The 17,310-nt window shown below is 66.3% G+C and carries 19 protein-coding genes; 9 read left to right on the top strand and 10 right to left on the bottom strand.

Annotated elements, in window-relative coordinates; genetic code table 11:
* Positions 1–39: 39 nt before the first annotated feature.
* From ACPXCG_RS07165 to ACPXCG_RS07180, 4 genes are read right to left on the bottom strand one after another with little or no spacing between them, the layout of a single operon-like run.
* Positions 40–795, bottom strand: coding sequence for an SDR family NAD(P)-dependent oxidoreductase (locus ACPXCG_RS07165; RefSeq protein ID WP_425790580.1), 756 nt, complete (start codon positions 793–795; stop codon positions 40–42).
* Between the two features lie 45 nt (positions 796–840).
* Positions 841–1,623, bottom strand: coding sequence for an enoyl-CoA hydratase/isomerase family protein (locus ACPXCG_RS07170; RefSeq protein ID WP_425790582.1), 783 nt, complete (start codon positions 1,621–1,623; stop codon positions 841–843).
* A 28-nt stretch (positions 1,624–1,651) separates the two neighbouring features.
* The gene (locus ACPXCG_RS07175; RefSeq protein WP_425790584.1) at positions 1,652–2,833 is read right to left on the bottom strand and encodes an NAD(P)/FAD-dependent oxidoreductase; all 1,182 of its coding nucleotides are present in this window, start codon (positions 2,831–2,833) and stop codon (positions 1,652–1,654) included.
* A complete protein-coding gene (locus tag ACPXCG_RS07180; protein ID WP_425790586.1) occupies positions 2,833–4,101 on the bottom strand; it encodes a cytochrome P450 in 1,269 nt (422 codons plus the stop codon). Before ACPXCG_RS07180 ends, ACPXCG_RS07175 begins: the two co-directional genes overlap by 1 nt.
* Before the next feature lie 141 nt (positions 4,102–4,242).
* On the opposite strand from ACPXCG_RS07180, the gene ACPXCG_RS07185 reads away from it, so the two are divergent.
* Positions 4,243–4,440 carry a ferredoxin gene (locus ACPXCG_RS07185; protein ID WP_425790588.1) on the top strand — a complete coding sequence of 66 codons (198 nt, stop codon included), beginning with the start codon at positions 4,243–4,245 and terminating at the stop codon, positions 4,438–4,440.
* A 204-nt stretch (positions 4,441–4,644) separates the two neighbouring features.
* Here ACPXCG_RS07185 and ACPXCG_RS07190 read toward each other — a convergent pair whose 3' ends face one another.
* Both ACPXCG_RS07190 and ACPXCG_RS07195 read right to left on the bottom strand, forming a co-directional pair.
* The gene (locus ACPXCG_RS07190) at positions 4,645–6,081 is read right to left on the bottom strand and encodes an aldehyde dehydrogenase (protein WP_425790590.1); all 1,437 of its coding nucleotides are present in this window, start codon (positions 6,079–6,081) and stop codon (positions 4,645–4,647) included.
* Between the two features lie 44 nt (positions 6,082–6,125).
* Positions 6,126–7,745: a flavin-containing monooxygenase gene (locus ACPXCG_RS07195; protein ID WP_425790592.1), complete on the bottom strand. Its 1,620-nt coding sequence runs from the start codon at positions 7,743–7,745 to the stop codon at positions 6,126–6,128.
* A gap of 220 nt (positions 7,746–7,965) precedes the next feature.
* On the opposite strand from ACPXCG_RS07195, the gene ACPXCG_RS07200 reads away from it, so the two are divergent.
* From ACPXCG_RS07200 to ACPXCG_RS07235, 8 genes are all read left to right on the top strand, one after another.
* Positions 7,966–8,442 (top strand): nuclear transport factor 2 family protein, encoded by a 477-nt coding sequence (locus ACPXCG_RS07200; RefSeq protein WP_425790594.1) that lies wholly within the window; start codon positions 7,966–7,968, stop codon positions 8,440–8,442.
* Positions 8,439–8,999 (top strand): nuclear transport factor 2 family protein, encoded by a 561-nt coding sequence (locus ACPXCG_RS07205; protein ID WP_425790596.1) that lies wholly within the window; start codon positions 8,439–8,441, stop codon positions 8,997–8,999. Before ACPXCG_RS07200 ends, ACPXCG_RS07205 begins: the two co-directional genes overlap by 4 nt.
* 40 nt (positions 9,000–9,039) lie before the next feature.
* Positions 9,040–9,441: a nuclear transport factor 2 family protein gene (locus tag ACPXCG_RS07210; protein WP_425790598.1), complete on the top strand. Its 402-nt coding sequence runs from the start codon at positions 9,040–9,042 to the stop codon at positions 9,439–9,441.
* Between the two features lie 62 nt (positions 9,442–9,503).
* Positions 9,504–11,054: an AMP-binding protein gene (locus ACPXCG_RS07215; RefSeq protein WP_425790600.1), complete on the top strand. Its 1,551-nt coding sequence runs from the start codon at positions 9,504–9,506 to the stop codon at positions 11,052–11,054.
* On the top strand, positions 11,047–11,484 hold the full coding sequence (locus tag ACPXCG_RS07220; protein WP_425790602.1) for a hypothetical protein: 438 nt from the start codon (positions 11,047–11,049) through the stop codon (positions 11,482–11,484). The genes ACPXCG_RS07215 and ACPXCG_RS07220 overlap by 8 nt, the downstream gene beginning before the upstream one ends.
* A complete protein-coding gene (locus ACPXCG_RS07225) occupies positions 11,481–11,888 on the top strand; it encodes a MaoC family dehydratase (RefSeq protein ID WP_425790604.1) in 408 nt (135 codons plus the stop codon). The genes ACPXCG_RS07220 and ACPXCG_RS07225 overlap by 4 nt, the downstream gene beginning before the upstream one ends.
* Positions 11,889–11,896: 8 nt before the next feature.
* Complete coding sequence (locus tag ACPXCG_RS07230; RefSeq protein WP_425790606.1) at positions 11,897–12,349, top strand: acyl-CoA thioesterase; 453 nt, start codon at positions 11,897–11,899, stop codon at positions 12,347–12,349.
* On the top strand, positions 12,349–12,879 hold the full coding sequence (locus ACPXCG_RS07235) for a nuclear transport factor 2 family protein (RefSeq protein ID WP_425790608.1): 531 nt from the start codon (positions 12,349–12,351) through the stop codon (positions 12,877–12,879). The genes ACPXCG_RS07230 and ACPXCG_RS07235 overlap by 1 nt, the downstream gene beginning before the upstream one ends.
* 313 nt (positions 12,880–13,192) lie before the next feature.
* On the opposite strand, the gene ACPXCG_RS07240 is transcribed toward ACPXCG_RS07235, so the two are convergent.
* The 4 genes from ACPXCG_RS07240 to ACPXCG_RS07255 are packed head-to-tail and all read right to left on the bottom strand — an operon-like array spanning position 13,193 to position 17,286.
* Positions 13,193–13,384, bottom strand: coding sequence for an FAD-binding protein (locus ACPXCG_RS07240; protein ID WP_425790610.1), 192 nt, complete (start codon positions 13,382–13,384; stop codon positions 13,193–13,195).
* A gap of 49 nt (positions 13,385–13,433) precedes the next feature.
* Positions 13,434–14,582 carry an acyl-CoA dehydrogenase family protein gene (locus ACPXCG_RS07245; RefSeq protein ID WP_267629947.1) on the bottom strand — a complete coding sequence of 383 codons (1,149 nt, stop codon included), beginning with the start codon at positions 14,580–14,582 and terminating at the stop codon, positions 13,434–13,436.
* A complete protein-coding gene (locus ACPXCG_RS07250) occupies positions 14,579–15,796 on the bottom strand; it encodes a CaiB/BaiF CoA transferase family protein (protein ID WP_425790612.1) in 1,218 nt (405 codons plus the stop codon). Before ACPXCG_RS07250 ends, ACPXCG_RS07245 begins: the two co-directional genes overlap by 4 nt.
* Positions 15,796–17,286, bottom strand: a complete 1,491-nt coding sequence (locus ACPXCG_RS07255; protein ID WP_425790614.1) for an aldehyde dehydrogenase family protein — start codon at positions 17,284–17,286, stop codon at positions 15,796–15,798. The genes ACPXCG_RS07250 and ACPXCG_RS07255 overlap by 1 nt, the downstream gene beginning before the upstream one ends.
* Positions 17,287–17,310: the final 24 nt, after the last annotated feature.

The following is a 17,310-nucleotide window of genomic DNA, read 5'->3' on the forward strand; positions in this document are numbered from 1 at the left end:
CTTCGTGAAGTGTGTGCGGGGTGACGAGTGAAAGGTGGGTCAGGGCTGTCCGCCGTCGACTGTGAGCATCGACCCAGTCGTGTACGAACTGGCATCGCTGGCGAGATATAGCGCGGCGCCGGTGATCTCGGCGGGATCACCGCCGCGTCCTAGCGCGAACGTCTCGGCGCGTTTGGCGAACGCTTCGGCGTCCCACGATTTGCTGACATCGGTGAGAAACGTGCCGGCGATGATCGCGTTGACACGCACCTCGGGCCCCAAGGCGTGTGCGAGCGCGATTGTGAGCGCGTTCAACCCGGCCTTCGCCGACGCGTAGGGCAGGGTATGGGGGCGGGGACGCTCCGACGCGCGACTGCTGATGCCGATGATCGAACCGCCGCCCTGTGTGCGCATCTGTTCGCCCGCGGCGATCGACAGACGGAACGGGCCCTTCAGATTCACGTCGAAGACCTTGTCCCACAATGCTTCGGTGATCGTCTCGACACCGTCGTACAGCGGTGACATGCCCGCGTTGTTGATCAGGATGTCGAGGCGTCCGAACTCTTCGACCACGGCGTCGACGGTCGGCTGGGCGTCGTCCCAGTTGCCGACGTGGTACGCCAACGGCAGGGCACGACGCCCGGTGGATTCCCGAACCTCGGCCGCGGCCACCTCGCACGCATCGAGTTTGCGGCTGGCGATCACGACGTCGGCGCCGGCCTCGGCGAGAGCCTGGGTCATCGCGCGACCCAGGCCGCGGCTGCCGCCGGTGACCAGTGCGACCTTGCCGGTCAGGTCGTAGTCGGTTGCGGACATGTGCGTCTCACACTCCTGGTGATGTTCGTCGACGGGAAAATCGGATCACTGGGCCGAGCGCGGACGAGGCGGCGGTGGGAACTGTGCCGTCCGACCTTCGAGGAATGCGCCGGCACCCTCGACCATGTCGGGACTGCCGATGGCCTGCAGCAGCATGCCCAGACCATTGCGCATGGAATCCTGCGCGGTGTTCCAGTACAGATTGCTGCTCAACTTGGTGATTTCGAGGTAGCGCGGGCTGAGTGCCTTGATCTCGTCGATCCACTCACCGACGCGTGTGCGCAATTGGTCACCCGGCACCACCTCGTTGATCAGGCCGAGGTCGAGCGCCTGCTGCGCCGTGTAGCGACGGCACAGCATCGCCATCTCTTTGGCCCGTTTCTCGCCGATCTGGATCGGAAGCACATTCGTCGCACCGAGAACCGGCGACGACCCGACGCGCGGTCCGGTCTGGCCGAAGGTCGCCTTCTCGGCTGCGATCGCGAAGTCGCACGCGATCACCAGCTCATTGCCACCGCCTGCAGCAGAACCGTTCACCGCCGCGATCACCGGTCGCGGGCAGCTGCGGATCGCATCGCACACCTGCAGCGATGCGGTGAACAGCTCACGCAGCAGCGCGGGGTCCGGGTCGTCGAGCTGGTCGAGTGCGCCGCCCGCACAGAATCCGCGGCCCGCGCCGGTCAGGACGACAGCATAGGCGTCCGACGCCGACGAGAACGCGTCGATCATTGCGCGGGCCATATCGATGTCGTAGGCGTTCAAGCGTTCCGGGCGGTTCAGCTCCACCCAGACCACGTCGTCTTGCCGAGTAACGTTCACGCCGGTCATCGGCGCACCTCCTTCAGGTTGATGTCATTCATGCTTGAGCGGCGGCGAAGTCTGCGGCAGGCGATCCGATCGCCAGCCGAGCGGGGATCACATCGCGCGGGCGGTCGACCCCCAACCATGCGGTGAGTGTGCCGCCCGGCGAGATCCAGCTGACCGTGTCGAGGGCATCCGAGTCCGACGTGGTGGTGATGTGTGCGACGTCCTCGGGCTCGTGCGCGCCGACGTACTGGACCTTGTGACCGAACTGATCCGACCAGAAGTACGGCACCGGATCGTAGGCCTGCGTCTCACCGAGCAGCGCCAAGGCCGCGGTCGTGGCCGCGCCGCCTGCGTCGTCCCAGTGCTCGGTGACCAGATGCCGGTCCGCCCGCGGCGACCAGCGCTCTGCGGCGTCGCCGAGCGCGACGACGCCGGGTACGGACGTCCGGCAGTATTCGTCGGTGATCACGCCGCGGTCTACTTCTACATCGGAGCCGCCGAGCCAGCCGACCGCCGGGCGGACACCGATCCCGGTGACAACGACGTCGGCGGGGATGATCGTGCCGTCGTCGAGCACGACGCCCCCGTCGGCGACTTCCCTCACCGAAGTTTCGCACCGCAGATCGATGTCCGACCACCATGGCAGGAGACGGCCTGCCACGTCTGTGCCGAGGGCTCTCGTCAGCGGGGTCGGCGAGTACTCCAGGCAGGTCACCGCGCAGCCGCGGGCCAGCGCTGTCGTCGCGACCTCGGCGCCGATCCAGCTGGCGCCGATGATCACCACCCGGGCGCCCGGAGTCAGACGGTCGCGCAGAGCCAGCGCGTCGTCGATGGTGCGCAGGGTGAACTGTTCACCGGTGCCCGGCAGCCGGATCGGGTCGGCGCCGGTCGCGATGACCAGGCCGTCGAACGGCAGGTCGCCCTGATCGGTGTGCAGCATCCGCGCCCGGGTGTCCACGCCCGTCGCGACTCGCCCGGTGTGGACGGTGACGTCCAGCTTCTCCGGGTCGAAACGCAGAGCCGAGCTGTCCTTCGCCCCGACGAGTACGTCCTTCGACAACGGCGGTCGGTCATAGGGCAGATGCTGCTCGGCCGCGACCACGTCGATCGGCCCGGTCACCTTCTTGCGGCGCAAGGTCGAGATGACGCGTGCGGTGGCCAGGCCCCCGCCGACCACCACGATCCGACCGTCGAGCCCAACGGCGCCGCCATCGGCGACCATCACGCTCATCAGGCCTTCGAGTAGTGCTCGGCGAACATCGGCGTGTCGCCCAGGAGGCGCTCACCCGGCGTGAACGTGACCGGGATCGAGTGGAAGCCGGCGTTGGTGCCCTGGTCGGGATAGGTCACCATGTTCTCGAGGTCGACGACGTAGTCGCCCATGCGCTCGAAGACCTGCGTGAAGATCTCTCGAGCGAGGCCTTTTGCGATGTACAGGCCCGCGCAACGATGCACGCCCACTCCAAACGCGATGTGGCGGTTGGGCCAACGCGTGATGTCGACCTCGTCAGGATCGGCGAACTGCTCCTGGTCGCGATTCGCCGACGCCCAGGACAGCAATGCGCGGTCACCCTTGCGGACCGGGCAGCCGTGGAAGTCCGCGTCTTCCATGATGGTGCGGCCGAGCGCCTGCGTCGGCGAGAACACGCGCAGGAACTCTTCGATGGCGACATCGAGCATCGACGGCTCTTCGATGAGCTGGGTGCGGACCTCAGGGTTCTGATACAGCCACACCAGCGACTGGGTGACCAGGGACGCCGTGGTGCCGACGCCACCGGAGATGATGAGTTCGAGGATCGAGTAGATCTCGTCGTCGGTCATCTTTCGTTCGTTGACGTCGGAGTCGATGAAGTACGTGGTGATGTCGTCGGTCGGGTTGTCGCGGCGGTGGGCGATGTGGGCACGTACAGTCCGCTCCACCTGCGGGACGGCGACGTCGGCGGCATGGCGGTACTCCGGAGAGTCCGGTGCGGCGGAGACCAGGGTGTGCATCGCGTCGACGTACATCTTGTAGTCGGCCGGATCGAGGCCCAGCCAGTCCACGGTGACCATCGCGGGCACGCCGGCCACGATCGCCAGATCGGCCTCCCCGGACTCGATCACCGAGTCGAGGATGCCGGTGACGTAGTGCTTGATCAGGGGTTGCAGCTTCTCGGCGGCCTTCGGCGCAGTCACCTTGTTGATGAGCTTGCGGTAAGGCGCCGAGTTCGGCGGGTCGATCTCGATCGGGATGTGGAACTGGGTTGGCGCCTTCGGGACGGTCACGGCCAGCCCTGGTCCGCCGTACTCGTCATGTCGTGCCGACGAGAACATGTCGTCGTCGCGCGACGCCTCGTACACCGAGGCGTAGTCGGACAGCACCCAGAAGCCGCCGTGAGATTCGCTCCAAGCGACCGGCGTCTCGTCGCGCAGCTTCTTGTAGATTGCGACATGGCTCTCGGTGTGCTCAGGCGAATGATGATCGAACTGGGCAACCGGGCAGCGGGCCTTGTTGGTCACTTTGCTCTCCTTAATGTGTGCCGTCTCACCTAATACTATGATAATAGTTATTACTAGTTGGACGTCAAGTGCTGAGTCGGGATCGGCCCGGGCGGCGGAGTTCGACAACTGGTCACGGCTCATGAAGGGAAGGTCAGAAAGATGAGGATTCAGGCAGATCAGTCGAAGTGTCAGGGCCACGGCCTATGCCGGATGTCGGCTGCGGAGGTGTACGACACCGACGATGAAGGGCAGGTCGTCGTCCGCTTCACCGGTGAGATTCCGGAGGAGCTCGAAGACGGCGCCATGCTCGGCGTCGAATCATGCCCAGAAGTCGCGCTCACTGTCATCGACGACTGAGGTTTCGCGCGCATCGAGGCGGCCGAGACGAGGGCCACGAACAGTCCAGTGGCGCTCGTGTCGGCCGCGTTTCAGTAATCCGCCCTTCTGCCCGCCGACCACGCCGACCGGGAAAGAACTCTTCCCCGTGTTGTCGCACCTCCCTTGCTCTGCAGCGGTGGGAAGGGAGCACAACACGGGGAAGAACTGTCAGGTGTAGGCCGATCAGTACATGATCAACTTGGTCTCGAGGAACGCGCCGAGGCCCTCGACATTGCCCTCCCGGCCGAGGCCGGACTGTTTGTAGCCGCCGAACGGCTGGGTGACGCACATGCCCCAGTTGTTGACGCCGATCTGGCCGGTGCGGATACGTCGGGCGATCGCTTCCGCGGTTGCATCATCCTTGGCGTAGACAGCACCCGACAGCCCGTACTCGGTGCCGTTGGCGATCTCGACCGCCTCGTCGATCGTGTCGTAGGGCATAACGCTGATCACCGGCCCGAAGATCTCTTCTTTCGCAATGCGCATGTCGGCGGTGACATCGGCGAAGATCGTCGGCTCGACGTAGTAACCCTCGTCGAGGCCCTCCGGGACACCGCCGCCGGTCGCGACCCGGGCGCCCTCGTTCTTGCCGATCTCGATGTAGTCGAGGACCCGCTTCTGTTGGCGCTCGGCGGCCAGTGGGCCGAGCACGACGTCGTCTTCGCGGGGGTCCCCGACCTTGAGTTCCCGATATGCGTCGACCATGGCTGAGACCACCTCCTCCTGACGCGCGCGCGGCACCAGGACACGGGTGAGTGCTGCGCACACCTGGCCGGAGTTCGCGAGGCCACCGAAGATCAGAGTGGGCAGCACGTTCTCCAGTGGAACGTCGTCGGTGATGATCGCGGCCGACTTGCCGCCCAGCTCGAGGCTGACGCGGCCGATGCGGTCGGCGACCGTCGCCATGATCTTGCGGCCGGCGGCGGTGCTACCGGTGAACGACACCTTGTCGACGCCGGGGTGCTCGACCAGGTACTGCCCGCCTTCGCGGCCTGCCGGGACGACGTTGACGACGCCGGCGGGCAGCCCCGCGGCCTCGAACGCCTCGGTGAGCATCATGACGCTCACCGGTCCCTCCGGTGCGGGCTTGAACACGACGGTGCAACCTGCGGCGAGCGCGGGGCCGATCTTCAGGGATCCGGTCGCGACCGGACCGTTCCACGGGATGATCGTGGCGGTGACGCCAACCGGCTCACGGACCAGCTTGCCGGAGCCGCCGTCCGGCCAGGTGCGCTCCTCTTCGAACTCGAACCGCTCGTACAGGGTGGCCGAGTCCTCCCACATCTTGCGGGCGTTGTCGTGGAACGCCGCCGACACGGCGGCGGGTGCGCCGATCTCGTTGGTGAACGCCTCGGACATCGCCGGGATGCGCTTGACGACCTCCTCGCCGACGCGCTTGAGATACACGGCGCGCTCGGCCGGTGTCATCTGCGGCCAGGGGCCCTCGTCGAAGGCCTTGCGGGCGGCCGCGACGGCGCGATCCATATCGGCTTCGGTCGCCTCCGGGACGGTGGCGATCACCTTGCCGTTGATGGGCGAGACGACCTCGATCTTGCGATCGGTTGCCGGCTCGACCCACTCGCCGCCGATGAACAGTTTGTCGTAGCTGGGGATTGCCATGTGTGGTTCCTCTCGTTGTGTCTGGCGAGAAATATGTGCGCTGGTCAGGAGAGAACGAAGCCCTCATAGTCGTTCTCGGCCGACTTGTCGATCGCATTGCCGTACTCGACGATGCCGGCCGCGTACGGCATGAATAGCTGCACCTTGCCCTCGACGTTGGCACCGCGGTACCACGATCCGGAGTCGCCGTTGGGCCACAGCGTCATCGCCGCGACGTCCTCGACGGTCTGCGCCCAGGCCTCTTGGGCCGACTCCTGCGCTTCGATCTTGGTGTAGCCCTCCTCGCGCATGGTGTCGAGCAGGCGGGAGATCCATTCGACGTGCTGTTCAATGGCGGTGACCATGTTCGCGAGGACTGACGGGCTGCCGACGCCGGCGACAATGATCATGTTCGGGAAGCCGGCAGCGCCGAATCCGAGCTGAGTCCTGGCGCCCTCGCGGTTCCAGACCTGCGCCAGGCTGCGGCCGTCGGTGCCGCGGATATCCATCTTGGTGAAGGGGCCGGTGAATGCGTCGAAGCCGGTGGCGAGGACCATTGTGTCGATCGCGTACTCGGTGCCGTCCGCGAGTCGGAAACCCTTCTCGGTGAACGTGTCGAGAGGGTTGCGCTTCACGTCCACCAGATGGACGTTGTCTTTGTTGTAGGTCTCGTAGTAGTCGGTGGCAATGACCGGGCGCTTCGCACCGAGCGGGTAGCTGCGCGGTTTGAGAGAAGCTGCGGTCGCCGGGTCGTCGACGATCTCGTCGATCTTGGCGTGGACGAACTCGGCGACGGCGTCGTTGGCGGCCTGGTCGAACATCAGGTCGGCGAACGAGCCGAGGAAGTTGATGCCGCCGCCTTCCCAACGCTCCTGGAAGGTCGCGTACCGCTCCTGCGCGTCCACGTCGAACGCGTTCTTCTCGTTGTCGGATCGGAACACGCCGGCCGGGTGCGACCGGTTGCGGACTCGACGATCGGCGTAGTCGGCCTTGATCTCCTCGAGCTCGCCGTCGTGCAGCGGTCGGTTACGCGTAGGGATGACGAAGTTGGGAGTGCGCTGGATGACCGTGAGGTCGCCGACGGTCTCGGAGAGGGCTGGAATCACTTGCGCGCCAGTCGAGCCGGTGCCGATAACGCCGACAGTCCGGCCTTTCAGGTCCTCTCCCTCGGGCCAGTCGTAGGTGCGCAGCACGGGCCCGGCGAACTTGTCGAAGCCTGGCAGATCGATGTCCTTGGGAACCGACAGGCACCCGACGGCCATCAGCAGATAGCGCGCCCGGTAGATCCGGCCGTCGTCGGCGGTCGCGGTCCACAGGCCCTGCGACTCGTCCCATTCCGCGCCGGTCAGGGTGGTGTTGAAGTCGATGTCTTTGCGCAGGTCGAACCGATCGGCTACGTGCTTGAGATAGGCGAGGATGTCACCCTGCGCGGGGTACTTCTCGGTCCAGTCCCACTCCTGCTGGAGGTCCTCGTCCCAACTGTACGAATAGTCGACGCTCTCGACGTCGCAACGGGCACCGGGGTAGCGATTCCAGTACCAGGTGCCGCCCACTTCGGGTGCTTGTTCTACGACGTGGACGAGGTGGCCTGCCCCGCGGAGGCGGTGTAGCAAGTGCAGGCCCGAGAAGCCGGCACCGACGACGAGTACTTCGTAATCGGTCACGGTTGTCGGTGGTTTCGTCATGTTCTCGATGCTCCTTGAGGTGCGTGACGCATCGCGTGCTTGCGCTTGTGGGTGGTGGGGATCACACTGGGCGTGTGATCCAAACTATACGCATAGTAATCAGAGTTATGCGAGTGCCGGACGGATTATCGTCGCTTCCGGGTTAGTCCGAAGTGGTGACCCGTGCCATAGTCTATGCATATGATTGCCAGCATCACTCGGTTGAACCGAAGGGAACCCGATGTCGATCCATCACGCTGACGACCCCGTCGCGATACATCACGCCGCAGCCGGCCTGCTCTACGAATACCAAGCTCTCGTCGACGCCAAGGACATCGACGGTCTGGCGCGGATCGTCCGCCAGGACGTCGAACTGACCAGGCAGGACGGGACCACGCGCGGTCGCGAAGCGTTCCTCGATCTGTACCGCCGATTCGCCGCGTCCGACGTCCTCGTGGCACAGCACATGGCGACCAACGTGGTCGCGACGGTCAACGCCGACGGCAGCGTCGACGTGCGGTCGGCGTTTCTCGCCATCACCACGCACGCGGCGGGTGGCGCACGCCAGATCTGGGGGCGATACCACGACACGATGGTGCGCGACGGTGAACGCTGGATCCTCACCGCCAAGCGGATCGCCGTGGTCCGCACCGCACTGTTCGACGAGGCCATGCTCGCGCCCGTCGCCATCGACTCCTTCGGGGCGATCGCGCGATGAGCGCTGAACTGCAAGCACGTCTACGCCGAGTCGAGGACCGTCAGGAACTCGCCGAGCTCGTCCTGCTGTACTTCCACGTGATGGACGAGCGGGAACTCGACGCGCTGCCGCGGATCTTCACCGCCGACGCGCACCTCGGGTCCGGCGACGGCGTGTTCGACGCGACCGGGCTGGCCGCGATCACCGACACCTACCAGGGGCGGTTCGACGCGCTCGGCGCCACCTTCCACTATTCACACGGGCTCATCGTCGAGTTCGACGCCGCCGATTCCGACGTCGCATCTGGCACGCTGACCGGTCACGCCGAAGTGGTCCGCAACGGCACCCCGATGATCGTCGGGCTCCGCTACCGCGACCGGTACCGGCGTACCTCCGACGGCTGGCGGATCGCCGACCGCATCATGTCGTACTTCTACTACACGCCCGCGGACCGGTACGTCGAGGTGATGCCCTCTGATGACCGCAACCTCGCCTACGGCGATCCCCGCCCGGCCGACTGGCCGTCGGTCTTGACCGGCGGTGACCTGTCCTGGCTGCGTTCCCTCGCAGCACGCTGAAAACCCCGATCCCCAACCCGCACCCGAAAGGCCACTGAACATGCCAACTCGCGAAGCCGTCGAAGACCTGATCAACCGCTACTCGCTCGGATACGACACCGCCGACATGGACGGCATCGCCTCCTGTTTCACCGACGGGGCCGTCTTCCGGATGAAACTGCCCGGCAACGACCCGGTCAGTTTCGAGGGCAAAGACGCCATCATGTCGTTGATGCGTCAGTCCGCGCAGACGCAGACCGACCAACGCCGACACGTCAACTCGAACCTCATCGTCCACGGCACCGCGGACGGAATCACCACGACGACGCACTATCTGACGCTTCTCGCTACCGAGAACGGTGAGATCCGGGTGCTCAGTGCGGGCGTCTATCGTCTCGAGATCGTCGGCGACGATGATCTTCGACTCAACGTTCTCGACCTGGAACTCGACCGGCCCTACTGAAATGCCGCCGACACGTAGTACTCAGATACCAGCACTGCGACACGAAGCACTAGGGAACTGACATGAATCAGGGATTGATCCCCGCCAAATGGGCTGCCCTCACCCCCGGCAACCAGGCGATCTACGACGCCCCGAACGATCGACGCGTCACCTGGGCCGAACTCGACGAGTTGGTCCGGCGCATGGCCAACGGGCTGTTGTCCCTGGGTCTGGTCCCCGGCGACGTGGTCGCCATGATCTCGCGCAACTGCGTCGAATTCCAGGCGCTGTACTTCGCCGCCGGCCGCATTGGAGTCGTCGCTCAGCCGCTGAACTGGCGTCTCGCGACGCCGGCGTTGGCAGAACTGCTGACCGACGCCGCGCCCAAGGTGCTGATCGCCGAAGGTGAGTTCGCCGGTGTGATGGCCGAACTCCAAGGCCGGCTGGACATTCCGCACTGGCTGTCGTTCGGTGCCGGAAGCGATGGCACCCTGGGTGACCTCATCGACGGGGGATCCACCGACGAGCTGCGGATTCCAGTCGCCGACGACGACCCGTTCTTCCTCCTGTACACCGGTGGCACGACGGGGCCGTCGAAGGGCGCGCTCCACACCCACGCCAGTGCCGCGGCCGGCATGCTGAACCAGACCGTCGCCGAACGGATCGTGCCGACCGACGTCTACATGCTGACCGGGCAGATGTTCCACATCCCGATCGTGCTGGCGATGAACTACCTGAAGCACGGTTGCCCGCTGGTCCTGATGAACTTCGAGCCGACCCTGGCGCTGGAGTTGATCGAGAACGAGAAGGTGTCGGCGTTCCTTGGCGTCACGACGATGCTGAACTGGATGATGGCGCAGAAGAACTTCGCGTCCTATGACTTATCGAGTCTGCGCAACATCCAGTACGGCGGCGGCCCGATGCCATCGAACATCGTGCGACAGGCGCTCGACAATTTCCCGTGCACCCTGATCCAGGGCTACGGGCAGACCGAGGGCACGACGATGACGTTCCTCTCGCAGGAGGACCACCTCAAGGCCGTTGCGGGCATCCACCCGGAGCGCTTGAAGTCGTGTGGCCGCGAAGGTTTCGTCACACAGGTTCGGGTGGTCGACCCGCTCACCGGCGACCCGGTGGCATGCGACAACAAGACGCCCGGCGAGATCATCGTCAAGAGCCCGGCCAACATGGTCGGCTATCTCAACAAACCCGAACAGACTCAACGCACCCTGCGCGACGGGTGGATGTGGACCGGCGACATCGCGACCTGGGACGCCGAGCGGTACGTGTTCATCGTCGACCGCGCCAAGGACATGATCATCTCCGGTGGGGAGAACATCTACTCGGTACAGGTCGAGGAGGCCATTGCGACGCATCCCGCGGTGCTGGAATGCGCCGTGATCGGTGTGCCGGACGACGAGTGGGGTGAGTCCGTCAAAGGCTTCGTGGTCCTCAAACCGGGGCAGAACGTCACCGAAGCGCAGTTGATCGAGCAGGCGAAGGCGAATCTCGCGAGTTACCAGAAGCCGCGGTCGATCGAGTTCGTCAACGAGTTGCCCAAGGCGCCGACCGGCAAGATCCTCAAACGAGAACTGCGCGAACCCTTCTGGGAGGACCACGACGGCAATGTCTGACGAGACCGAGAGATACTCGTCGATCGTCGGCCGCGCCTTTCCCGGCGGCGAATACACCATCGCACCGTGGCGGGCGTGGTTGCTGGCCGATGCCCTCGGCGACGACCCGTACGACCCGACGCCGCCGCCGGTGCTGGCGTGGATGGCGTCGGTCGGCGGAAAAGGCCTGACCTGGGACGAATTGTTCGCATGGTTCGACGCCACCGCCGACGACGGGCCGATGTTCGGCGAGCACCGAACGACGATGCACGCCCCGCTGTCCTACGGCAGGTACCGGGTGACCGGTTCGATCACGTCGTTCGACCGCAAGGTGGGCCGACGGACCGGAACGTTCGACATCGTCGGTTACGAATTCGATCTGTGGCGTGGCGACGAGAAAGTCGCCACGTGCTGGAACTCGTTGGTGCTACCGAGGAAGGACGCGTCGTGAGCGTTGCCGTGGGAGACGTCGTGACCGGGCGGGACATTGTCGTCGACGCCGAGAAGATGAAGATCATGGCGGCTCTCCTGGAGGATCCGAACCCCATCCACTGGGACACACGTGCGGTCGCCGACCTCGGGCTCGGCGACGCGCCGGTCAATCAGGGGCCGCTCAATATGGGATACATCCAGTCGATGCTCGCGCAGTGGGCGGGCGGGCGCGACCGGATTCGCGAGTTTCGGGCTCGGTTTCTGGGCAACGTGTTCGGCGGCCAGACGGTACGCGCGGGCGCGGAGGTCACCGCGGTGGTGCAGGGGCCGGAGGGCCAGCGGATCGAGTGTGAGATCTGGTTGGACGTCGACGGTGTCGGACGCGTGATGTCCGGTACCGCGACCGTGATCATGGACAAGTGAGAGAAACTATGGCCTCAGCGAACAACAGCAATAACGATCCGATCGCGAACGGGACGCTGGACTTTCAGCTCGCCTACGGCGACTGCGACACGGTCGGCATCGCCTACTTCGGGATCTACTACCGGTGGATGGAGCGCTGCTACTCCACCTGGTTGGCCGCGCACGGCCTGCGCAGCGGCGATCTCCTCGGCCAGGTCGGCGTTCTGACCGTCGGGCTCAGTTCGTCGGCGCAGTACAAGCAGACGGCGAAGGTGCTCGACAAGCTCCGCTGTCAGGCCGTCGCCGACAAGATAGGCAATTCGTCGTATGCCGTGGGGTTCGAGTTCACGCGCGACGGTGAACTGCTCACCAAGGGGCAGATGGTGTTCGCGGTCCGCGACGCCGACTTCGCGAAGGCGCCGATTCCACAGCGGATGCGGGACCTTCTCCAGACCCTGCCCGCTCCCGGTTTCGACGTGTGATGCGTGACCTGTCGTCGTGGGTGCGGGCTCGCACGGAAGTAACCCAGGGCGGTGCTGCGGCGGCCCGCGAGTCCCTGCGTGACCTCGCCGGTCTCTATGCGATCGCGGTGGACGCGCACGACCTCGACGCGCTGGAACTGATGTTCGCGCCGGACGCGGTGCTTGATCGAGACGGCGAGATCGCGTCCGGGCGGCCGGCGGTGCTCGACCTGCTCGCCGCGTCGATGCGTGGCTTTCGCCGGATGCTGCATACGCCGGAGACGCATGTGGTGCACGTGTCCGGGCAGACGGGCGAGGGGATCGCGACCGCGCACGCCGAACTCGTCACCGGCCGAGGCGTCGTCGTCGCCGCCCACGAATACGAAGACTTCTACGTTGTCCACGATGGGCGATGGGTGTTCACAGCGCGCCGGATTCGGTTCGTTTACGCGACCCGTTCGGACCTCTACGGGGAGGTACTTCCGTCCGACGATCGGGTTCGGCTCCCCGGTGTCGCGCCGCGCGCGATGGTGGGTGGCTGGTTCGCATGACCGCGAGCCCACGCCCCCGGACGGAGCGTGGGCCGGTGCCAGTACCTATCCGTTCCAGCGATCGACGGTGCGGACCAGCTCATCGGCGGGCAAACCCAGCCCGGCGGCCAGGTGAGCGACGGAGTCGGCCCGCGTGATCCAGTGCCGCCATCTCGCCGCCGGCCGGTACGTCGTAGGCGCTGCACTGGTCGAATACGGCCCAGGAAATCGGGGTAGCCGGGTACCAGCCGCATGCGCAGCGGCATCCACGTCGCCAACCAGTCGAGCGTCGGCTCGACCGTCCGTACGAAGGCGTCCGCCTTCTCGGGAAGGATCATGCCGTTCGCGAGGGCCGCAGGTAGGCGACACCGTCGTCGAGGCTGTCGGTGACCCCGGCCGCCGCGGCATATCGATTGGCCGGCAGCCAGGCGACGCCGCTCGACAGTGCGGTGGTGCCACCGAGCAGGTCGGCCTTCTCATGCACGGCGACCGACGCGCCCGCATCGGTGGCGGACAGTGCCGCCATCAGTCCGGGCACTCCGCTGCCGAGCACCGTCGGCGGCAGCGGGAACGGGCTACAACCCGCGCTTGATCAGCTGCTTGGCCAGCGAGTCGAAGATGACCTCGGTGGAACCCTCGTAGATGCGGGTCGGGCGAGCTTCGCGGTAGAGACGCTCGATGTCGGTGCCGCGGGTGATACCGAACCGGCCCATGATCTGGACGCTCCGGTCGACCACCCGGCCGCACGTCTCGGTCGCCGCGACCTTTGCCATCGACGACAGGTGCAGGTTGGCGCGCGGATCGCGTGCGGACGCCGCAGCTGCGCGGTAGGTCAACGACCGGGCGGCCTCGATGTCGGTCCAGCAGGACGCGAGATGCTCGGGAACCGATCCCAATCGCGACAGCGGCCCACCGAACTGGTGACGGTTGTTCGCGTGGTCGAGCGCCAGTCGCAGCGCGGCCTCGGCCATGCCGACCGCCGCACCCGCCACCGAGACGCGGAACGTCGCGAGGGTCGCCAGCACCAGCGAGAATCCCTTGCCCGGCTCACCGATCCGATGGTCGAGCGGCACCCGCACATCGGTCAGGATGACGTCGGAGAGCACATGTGGGGCGATGATCTGATGCGGGCGTTCGGTGGTCACGCCCGGCGTATCGGCCGGCACCAGGACCAGGGAAAAACCGTCGCCCTCCTTGGCGAGCACGCTGTAGAAGGCGGCGTCCCCGCCGTTGGTGATGAACGACTTGTGGCCGTTCACTACGATCTCGTCACCGTCGACCACCGCGGTCGTCGTGAGCGCTTTGAGGTCGGAACCGACATGCGGTTCGGTCAGACCGAGCGCGGCGATCGCATCCAGCGACGCGACCCGCGGCAGCCACTTGTCGCGAACGGTGTCGGCGCCCGCGACCGCGAGCCCGTAGCTACCGATGCCCTGCATCGCGAACATCGAGTCGAGGTGCCCGCTCTCGGCGGCGAGTTGCTCGCGCACGACGGTCATCGCGAGCGAGTCGACGGCGTCGAACCGGCCGCCCCACCGCTTGGGTACGGCCAACTCGGTCAGCTTCGACGCCGCCAGACGTGCCCGGACATCAGGATCGGTGCTGCTGGACTCGTCGGCCCGGGCCGCGATGTCGCGCACCGACACGGCGAGCTCACGAGCCTGTTCCTGCAGTTCGCGATACCTATCCGGGAGGTCGAACAGATTCGGCTCGTTGGTGGTCACTTATTTCCTCCATGATTGATGACGCCTGCGGCAGCGAGGCGTTCGAGTTCTGCGTGGTCGAGACCGAGACGCTCGCTCAGGACTTCGCGAGTCTGCTCGCCGACCGTCGCGACACCGTCGTAGACGGGGCCCGCGTAACCGGCCATGTGCAACACCGGCCCGGGCATCAGCGCGTTACGCAAGATGTCGTTGCCGGTGATCTCGACGAGCGTCCGCTCCTGGAAGTGCGGGTCGGCGACGACGTCGGATGCGTCGTTGACGGCGGCGGAGACCACCTCGAACTTCTCCAGGGTCGCCAGGATGTCGTCGCGCGGAGCGCTCTTGCACCATTCGATGACCATGGCCTGCACCTCGTCGTTGTTGGCGAGCCGGTCGGCGTTGGTCGCGTAGCGCGGATCGGAGATCACCTCCGGACGGCCCATCGCCGAGAACAGTCGTGTGGCGATCGCCTGGTTGGAGGCGGCGATCGACAGGTACCGGCCGTCACCGGCCTCGTAGATCCCGCGCGGCGACGCCGCACCGGTGCTGTTGCCGATGCGCTGCTGGATCTCGCCGAGCGCCGTGTACTTGAGGAACATGTCGCCGATGATGAACATCAGTGGCTCGTACAGCGCGACGTCGACCACTTCGCCGCGGCCGGTGCGGCTGCGGTTGAACAGGGCCATCGAGGTGCCCATCGCGGCGGACAGCCCGGCGATGGAGTCGGCGAAACCGAATGGCGGCGACGTCGGCGGGCTGTCGGGCTGGCCGTTGACGTTCGCGAAGCCGCTGGCGGTCTCGGCGACCGTGCCGAATCCCGGGAGCAGCCGTTTCGGGCCAGTCTGGCCGAAGCCGGATACGCGGGCGATCACCAGTCCGGGATTGATCTCGTGCAGGACGTCGGGGCCCAGGCCCCAGTCCTCGAGTCGCCCCGGACGGAACGATTCGATGACCACGTCGGCGTCGGCGACGAGTCGCTTGACCAGTTCGCGGCCGTCGCCGGACCGCAGGTCGATGCCGACCGACCGCTTGCCCGCGTTCAGCCGAGCGAAGCCGAGCGAGAGCCCGTCCTTCTGCGGAACCCACTGGCGGGCGTAGTCGCCGGTGGTCGGGTCCTCGACCTTGACGACGTCGGCGCCGAAGTCGCGGAGCATGCGTCCGGCGGTCGGGGCGGCGTACATCGTGCCGAGTTCGACGACCTTCAGGCCGGCGAGGGGTGCGCCATTGTCACTCATCAGATCCTCCACTGGATGTGCTTGGGCTCGAGGTATTCGCGCATACCCCATTCGCCGAGTTCGCGGCCCACGCCGGACCGGCCGAAGCCGCCGAACGGGGCGTCGGGACGCATGGCGCCGCCGCCGTTGATCCACACGGTGCCCGCACGGATCTGCTCCGCGACGCGGCGCGCCTCGATGGGGTCGTCGCACCACACGTTCGCGGCGAGACCGAACGGGGTGTCGTTGGCGAGGCGGATGGCATCGTCTGTGTCTTTGAACGGCAGGATCACGGCCACCGGGCCGAAGATCTCCTTTTGGACGGCGCGGGCGTCGGGAGCGAGGTCGCCGAGCAGCACCGGGTTGATGAAGTAGCCCTTCTCCGGCACCGGTTTGGTCACCTCGAGGAGTTTGCGGCCGCCGACGGCTAGCGAGTCGTCGATGAAGCTCTGCACGCTCGCGCGGTGATCCGGGCGGATCATCGGGCCGATATTGGTCCGCGGGTCCCACGGATCGCCGACGACCATCTGGTCGAAGGCGCTCGCACCCGCTTCCAGGAACTCGTCGTACACACTGTCGTGAACGAGTAGGCGGGCCAGCGCGGCGCACCCCTGACCGCCGTTGCGCGACCACCGCAGGTGCATCTCGACGGCGATCTTGCGTACGTCGACGCCGGGGAGCACGATGTTCGGCGACTTGCCGCCGAGCTCCAGGGTGACGCCGGTCAGGTTGGCCGCCGCCTGCGCCATGATCTGCGCGCCAACCCCGTCCGAACCGGTGAACGACACCCGGTCGACGCCCGGATGCGACGACAGCTGCTTACCGACGTCCACGCCGCCGACGACGATGTTCATGACGCCGTCGGGCAGGCCCGACTCCTTGATGAGTTCGGCCAGGAACAGTGTGGTCAGCGGGGTTCGCGGCGACGGGAACAGCACCACGGTGCAGCCGGCGGCGAGCGCGGCGCCGAACTTGAAGACGGCCAGGTTCAGCGGATAGTTGTAGCCGGTGATCGCCGCGACCACGCCGACCGGGTCGTGGACCACGTCGCTCATCGTCGGCACCGGCTTGTCGTACTCGCCCAGGTGCAGGGTGCGGTCGGTCTTGGCGGCCTCGGCCGCCCATCGCAAATGCTCGTCGACAGCCATCTTGACCTGCAGGTATTCGGCCAGCGCGACGGGGGTGCCCACCTCGTTGACGATCGAGGGGAGCAGTCTGTCCGCCGCCCGTTCGAGGGCGTCGGCGAACCGGTGGATGTGTACGCTGCGCTCTTCGCCGGACAGCGCGGCCCACTTCGGAAACGCCGTGCGTGCGGCGGTGACGGCGGCGTCGACCTGGGGGGCGGAGGCGCCGCCAACGGTGGCGATGACCTCCTCGGTCGCCGGGTTCACGACGTCCCAGGTGTCGCCCTCGGGAGCGACGTCGGCGCCGCCGATCAGCAGGGTGCGGTTCGGGGGAACCCAGGACTGGTCGACGGTGTGCGTCAGGTCGGGCTGCTTCACATCAGACATGGGGCCAGACTCCTTTCGAAAAGA

It is taken from the genome of Gordonia sp. DT218 (assembly GCF_049847105.1).
Taxonomy (GTDB): Bacteria; Actinomycetota; Actinomycetes; order Mycobacteriales; family Mycobacteriaceae; genus Gordonia.

Coding starts and splice junctions, on each gene's coding strand:
- ACPXCG_RS07165 (WP_425790580.1), bottom strand. CDS start 795: ATGTCCGCAACCGACTACGACCTGACCGGCAAGGTCGCACTGGTCACC.
- ACPXCG_RS07170 (WP_425790582.1), bottom strand. CDS start 1,623: ATGACCGGCGTGAACGTTACTCGGCAAGACGACGTGGTCTGGGTGGAG.
- ACPXCG_RS07175 (WP_425790584.1), bottom strand. CDS start 2,833: ATGAGCGTGATGGTCGCCGATGGCGGCGCCGTTGGGCTCGACGGTCGG.
- ACPXCG_RS07185 (WP_425790588.1), top strand. CDS start 4,243: ATGAGGATTCAGGCAGATCAGTCGAAGTGTCAGGGCCACGGCCTATGC.
- ACPXCG_RS07190 (WP_425790590.1), bottom strand. CDS start 6,081: ATGGCAATCCCCAGCTACGACAAACTGTTCATCGGCGGCGAGTGGGTC.
- ACPXCG_RS07195 (WP_425790592.1), bottom strand. CDS start 7,745: ATGACGAAACCACCGACAACCGTGACCGATTACGAAGTACTCGTCGTC.
- ACPXCG_RS07200 (WP_425790594.1), top strand. CDS start 7,966: ATGTCGATCCATCACGCTGACGACCCCGTCGCGATACATCACGCCGCA.
- ACPXCG_RS07205 (WP_425790596.1), top strand. CDS start 8,439: ATGAGCGCTGAACTGCAAGCACGTCTACGCCGAGTCGAGGACCGTCAG.
- ACPXCG_RS07210 (WP_425790598.1), top strand. CDS start 9,040: ATGCCAACTCGCGAAGCCGTCGAAGACCTGATCAACCGCTACTCGCTC.
- ACPXCG_RS07215 (WP_425790600.1), top strand. CDS start 9,504: ATGAATCAGGGATTGATCCCCGCCAAATGGGCTGCCCTCACCCCCGGC.
- ACPXCG_RS07220 (WP_425790602.1), top strand. CDS start 11,047: ATGTCTGACGAGACCGAGAGATACTCGTCGATCGTCGGCCGCGCCTTT.
- ACPXCG_RS07230 (WP_425790606.1), top strand. CDS start 11,897: ATGGCCTCAGCGAACAACAGCAATAACGATCCGATCGCGAACGGGACG.
- ACPXCG_RS07235 (WP_425790608.1), top strand. CDS start 12,349: ATGCGTGACCTGTCGTCGTGGGTGCGGGCTCGCACGGAAGTAACCCAG.
- ACPXCG_RS07240 (WP_425790610.1), bottom strand. CDS start 13,384: ATGGCGGCACTGTCCGCCACCGATGCGGGCGCGTCGGTCGCCGTGCAT.
- ACPXCG_RS07250 (WP_425790612.1), bottom strand. CDS start 15,796: ATGAGTGACAATGGCGCACCCCTCGCCGGCCTGAAGGTCGTCGAACTC.
- ACPXCG_RS07255 (WP_425790614.1), bottom strand. CDS start 17,286: ATGTCTGATGTGAAGCAGCCCGACCTGACGCACACCGTCGACCAGTCC.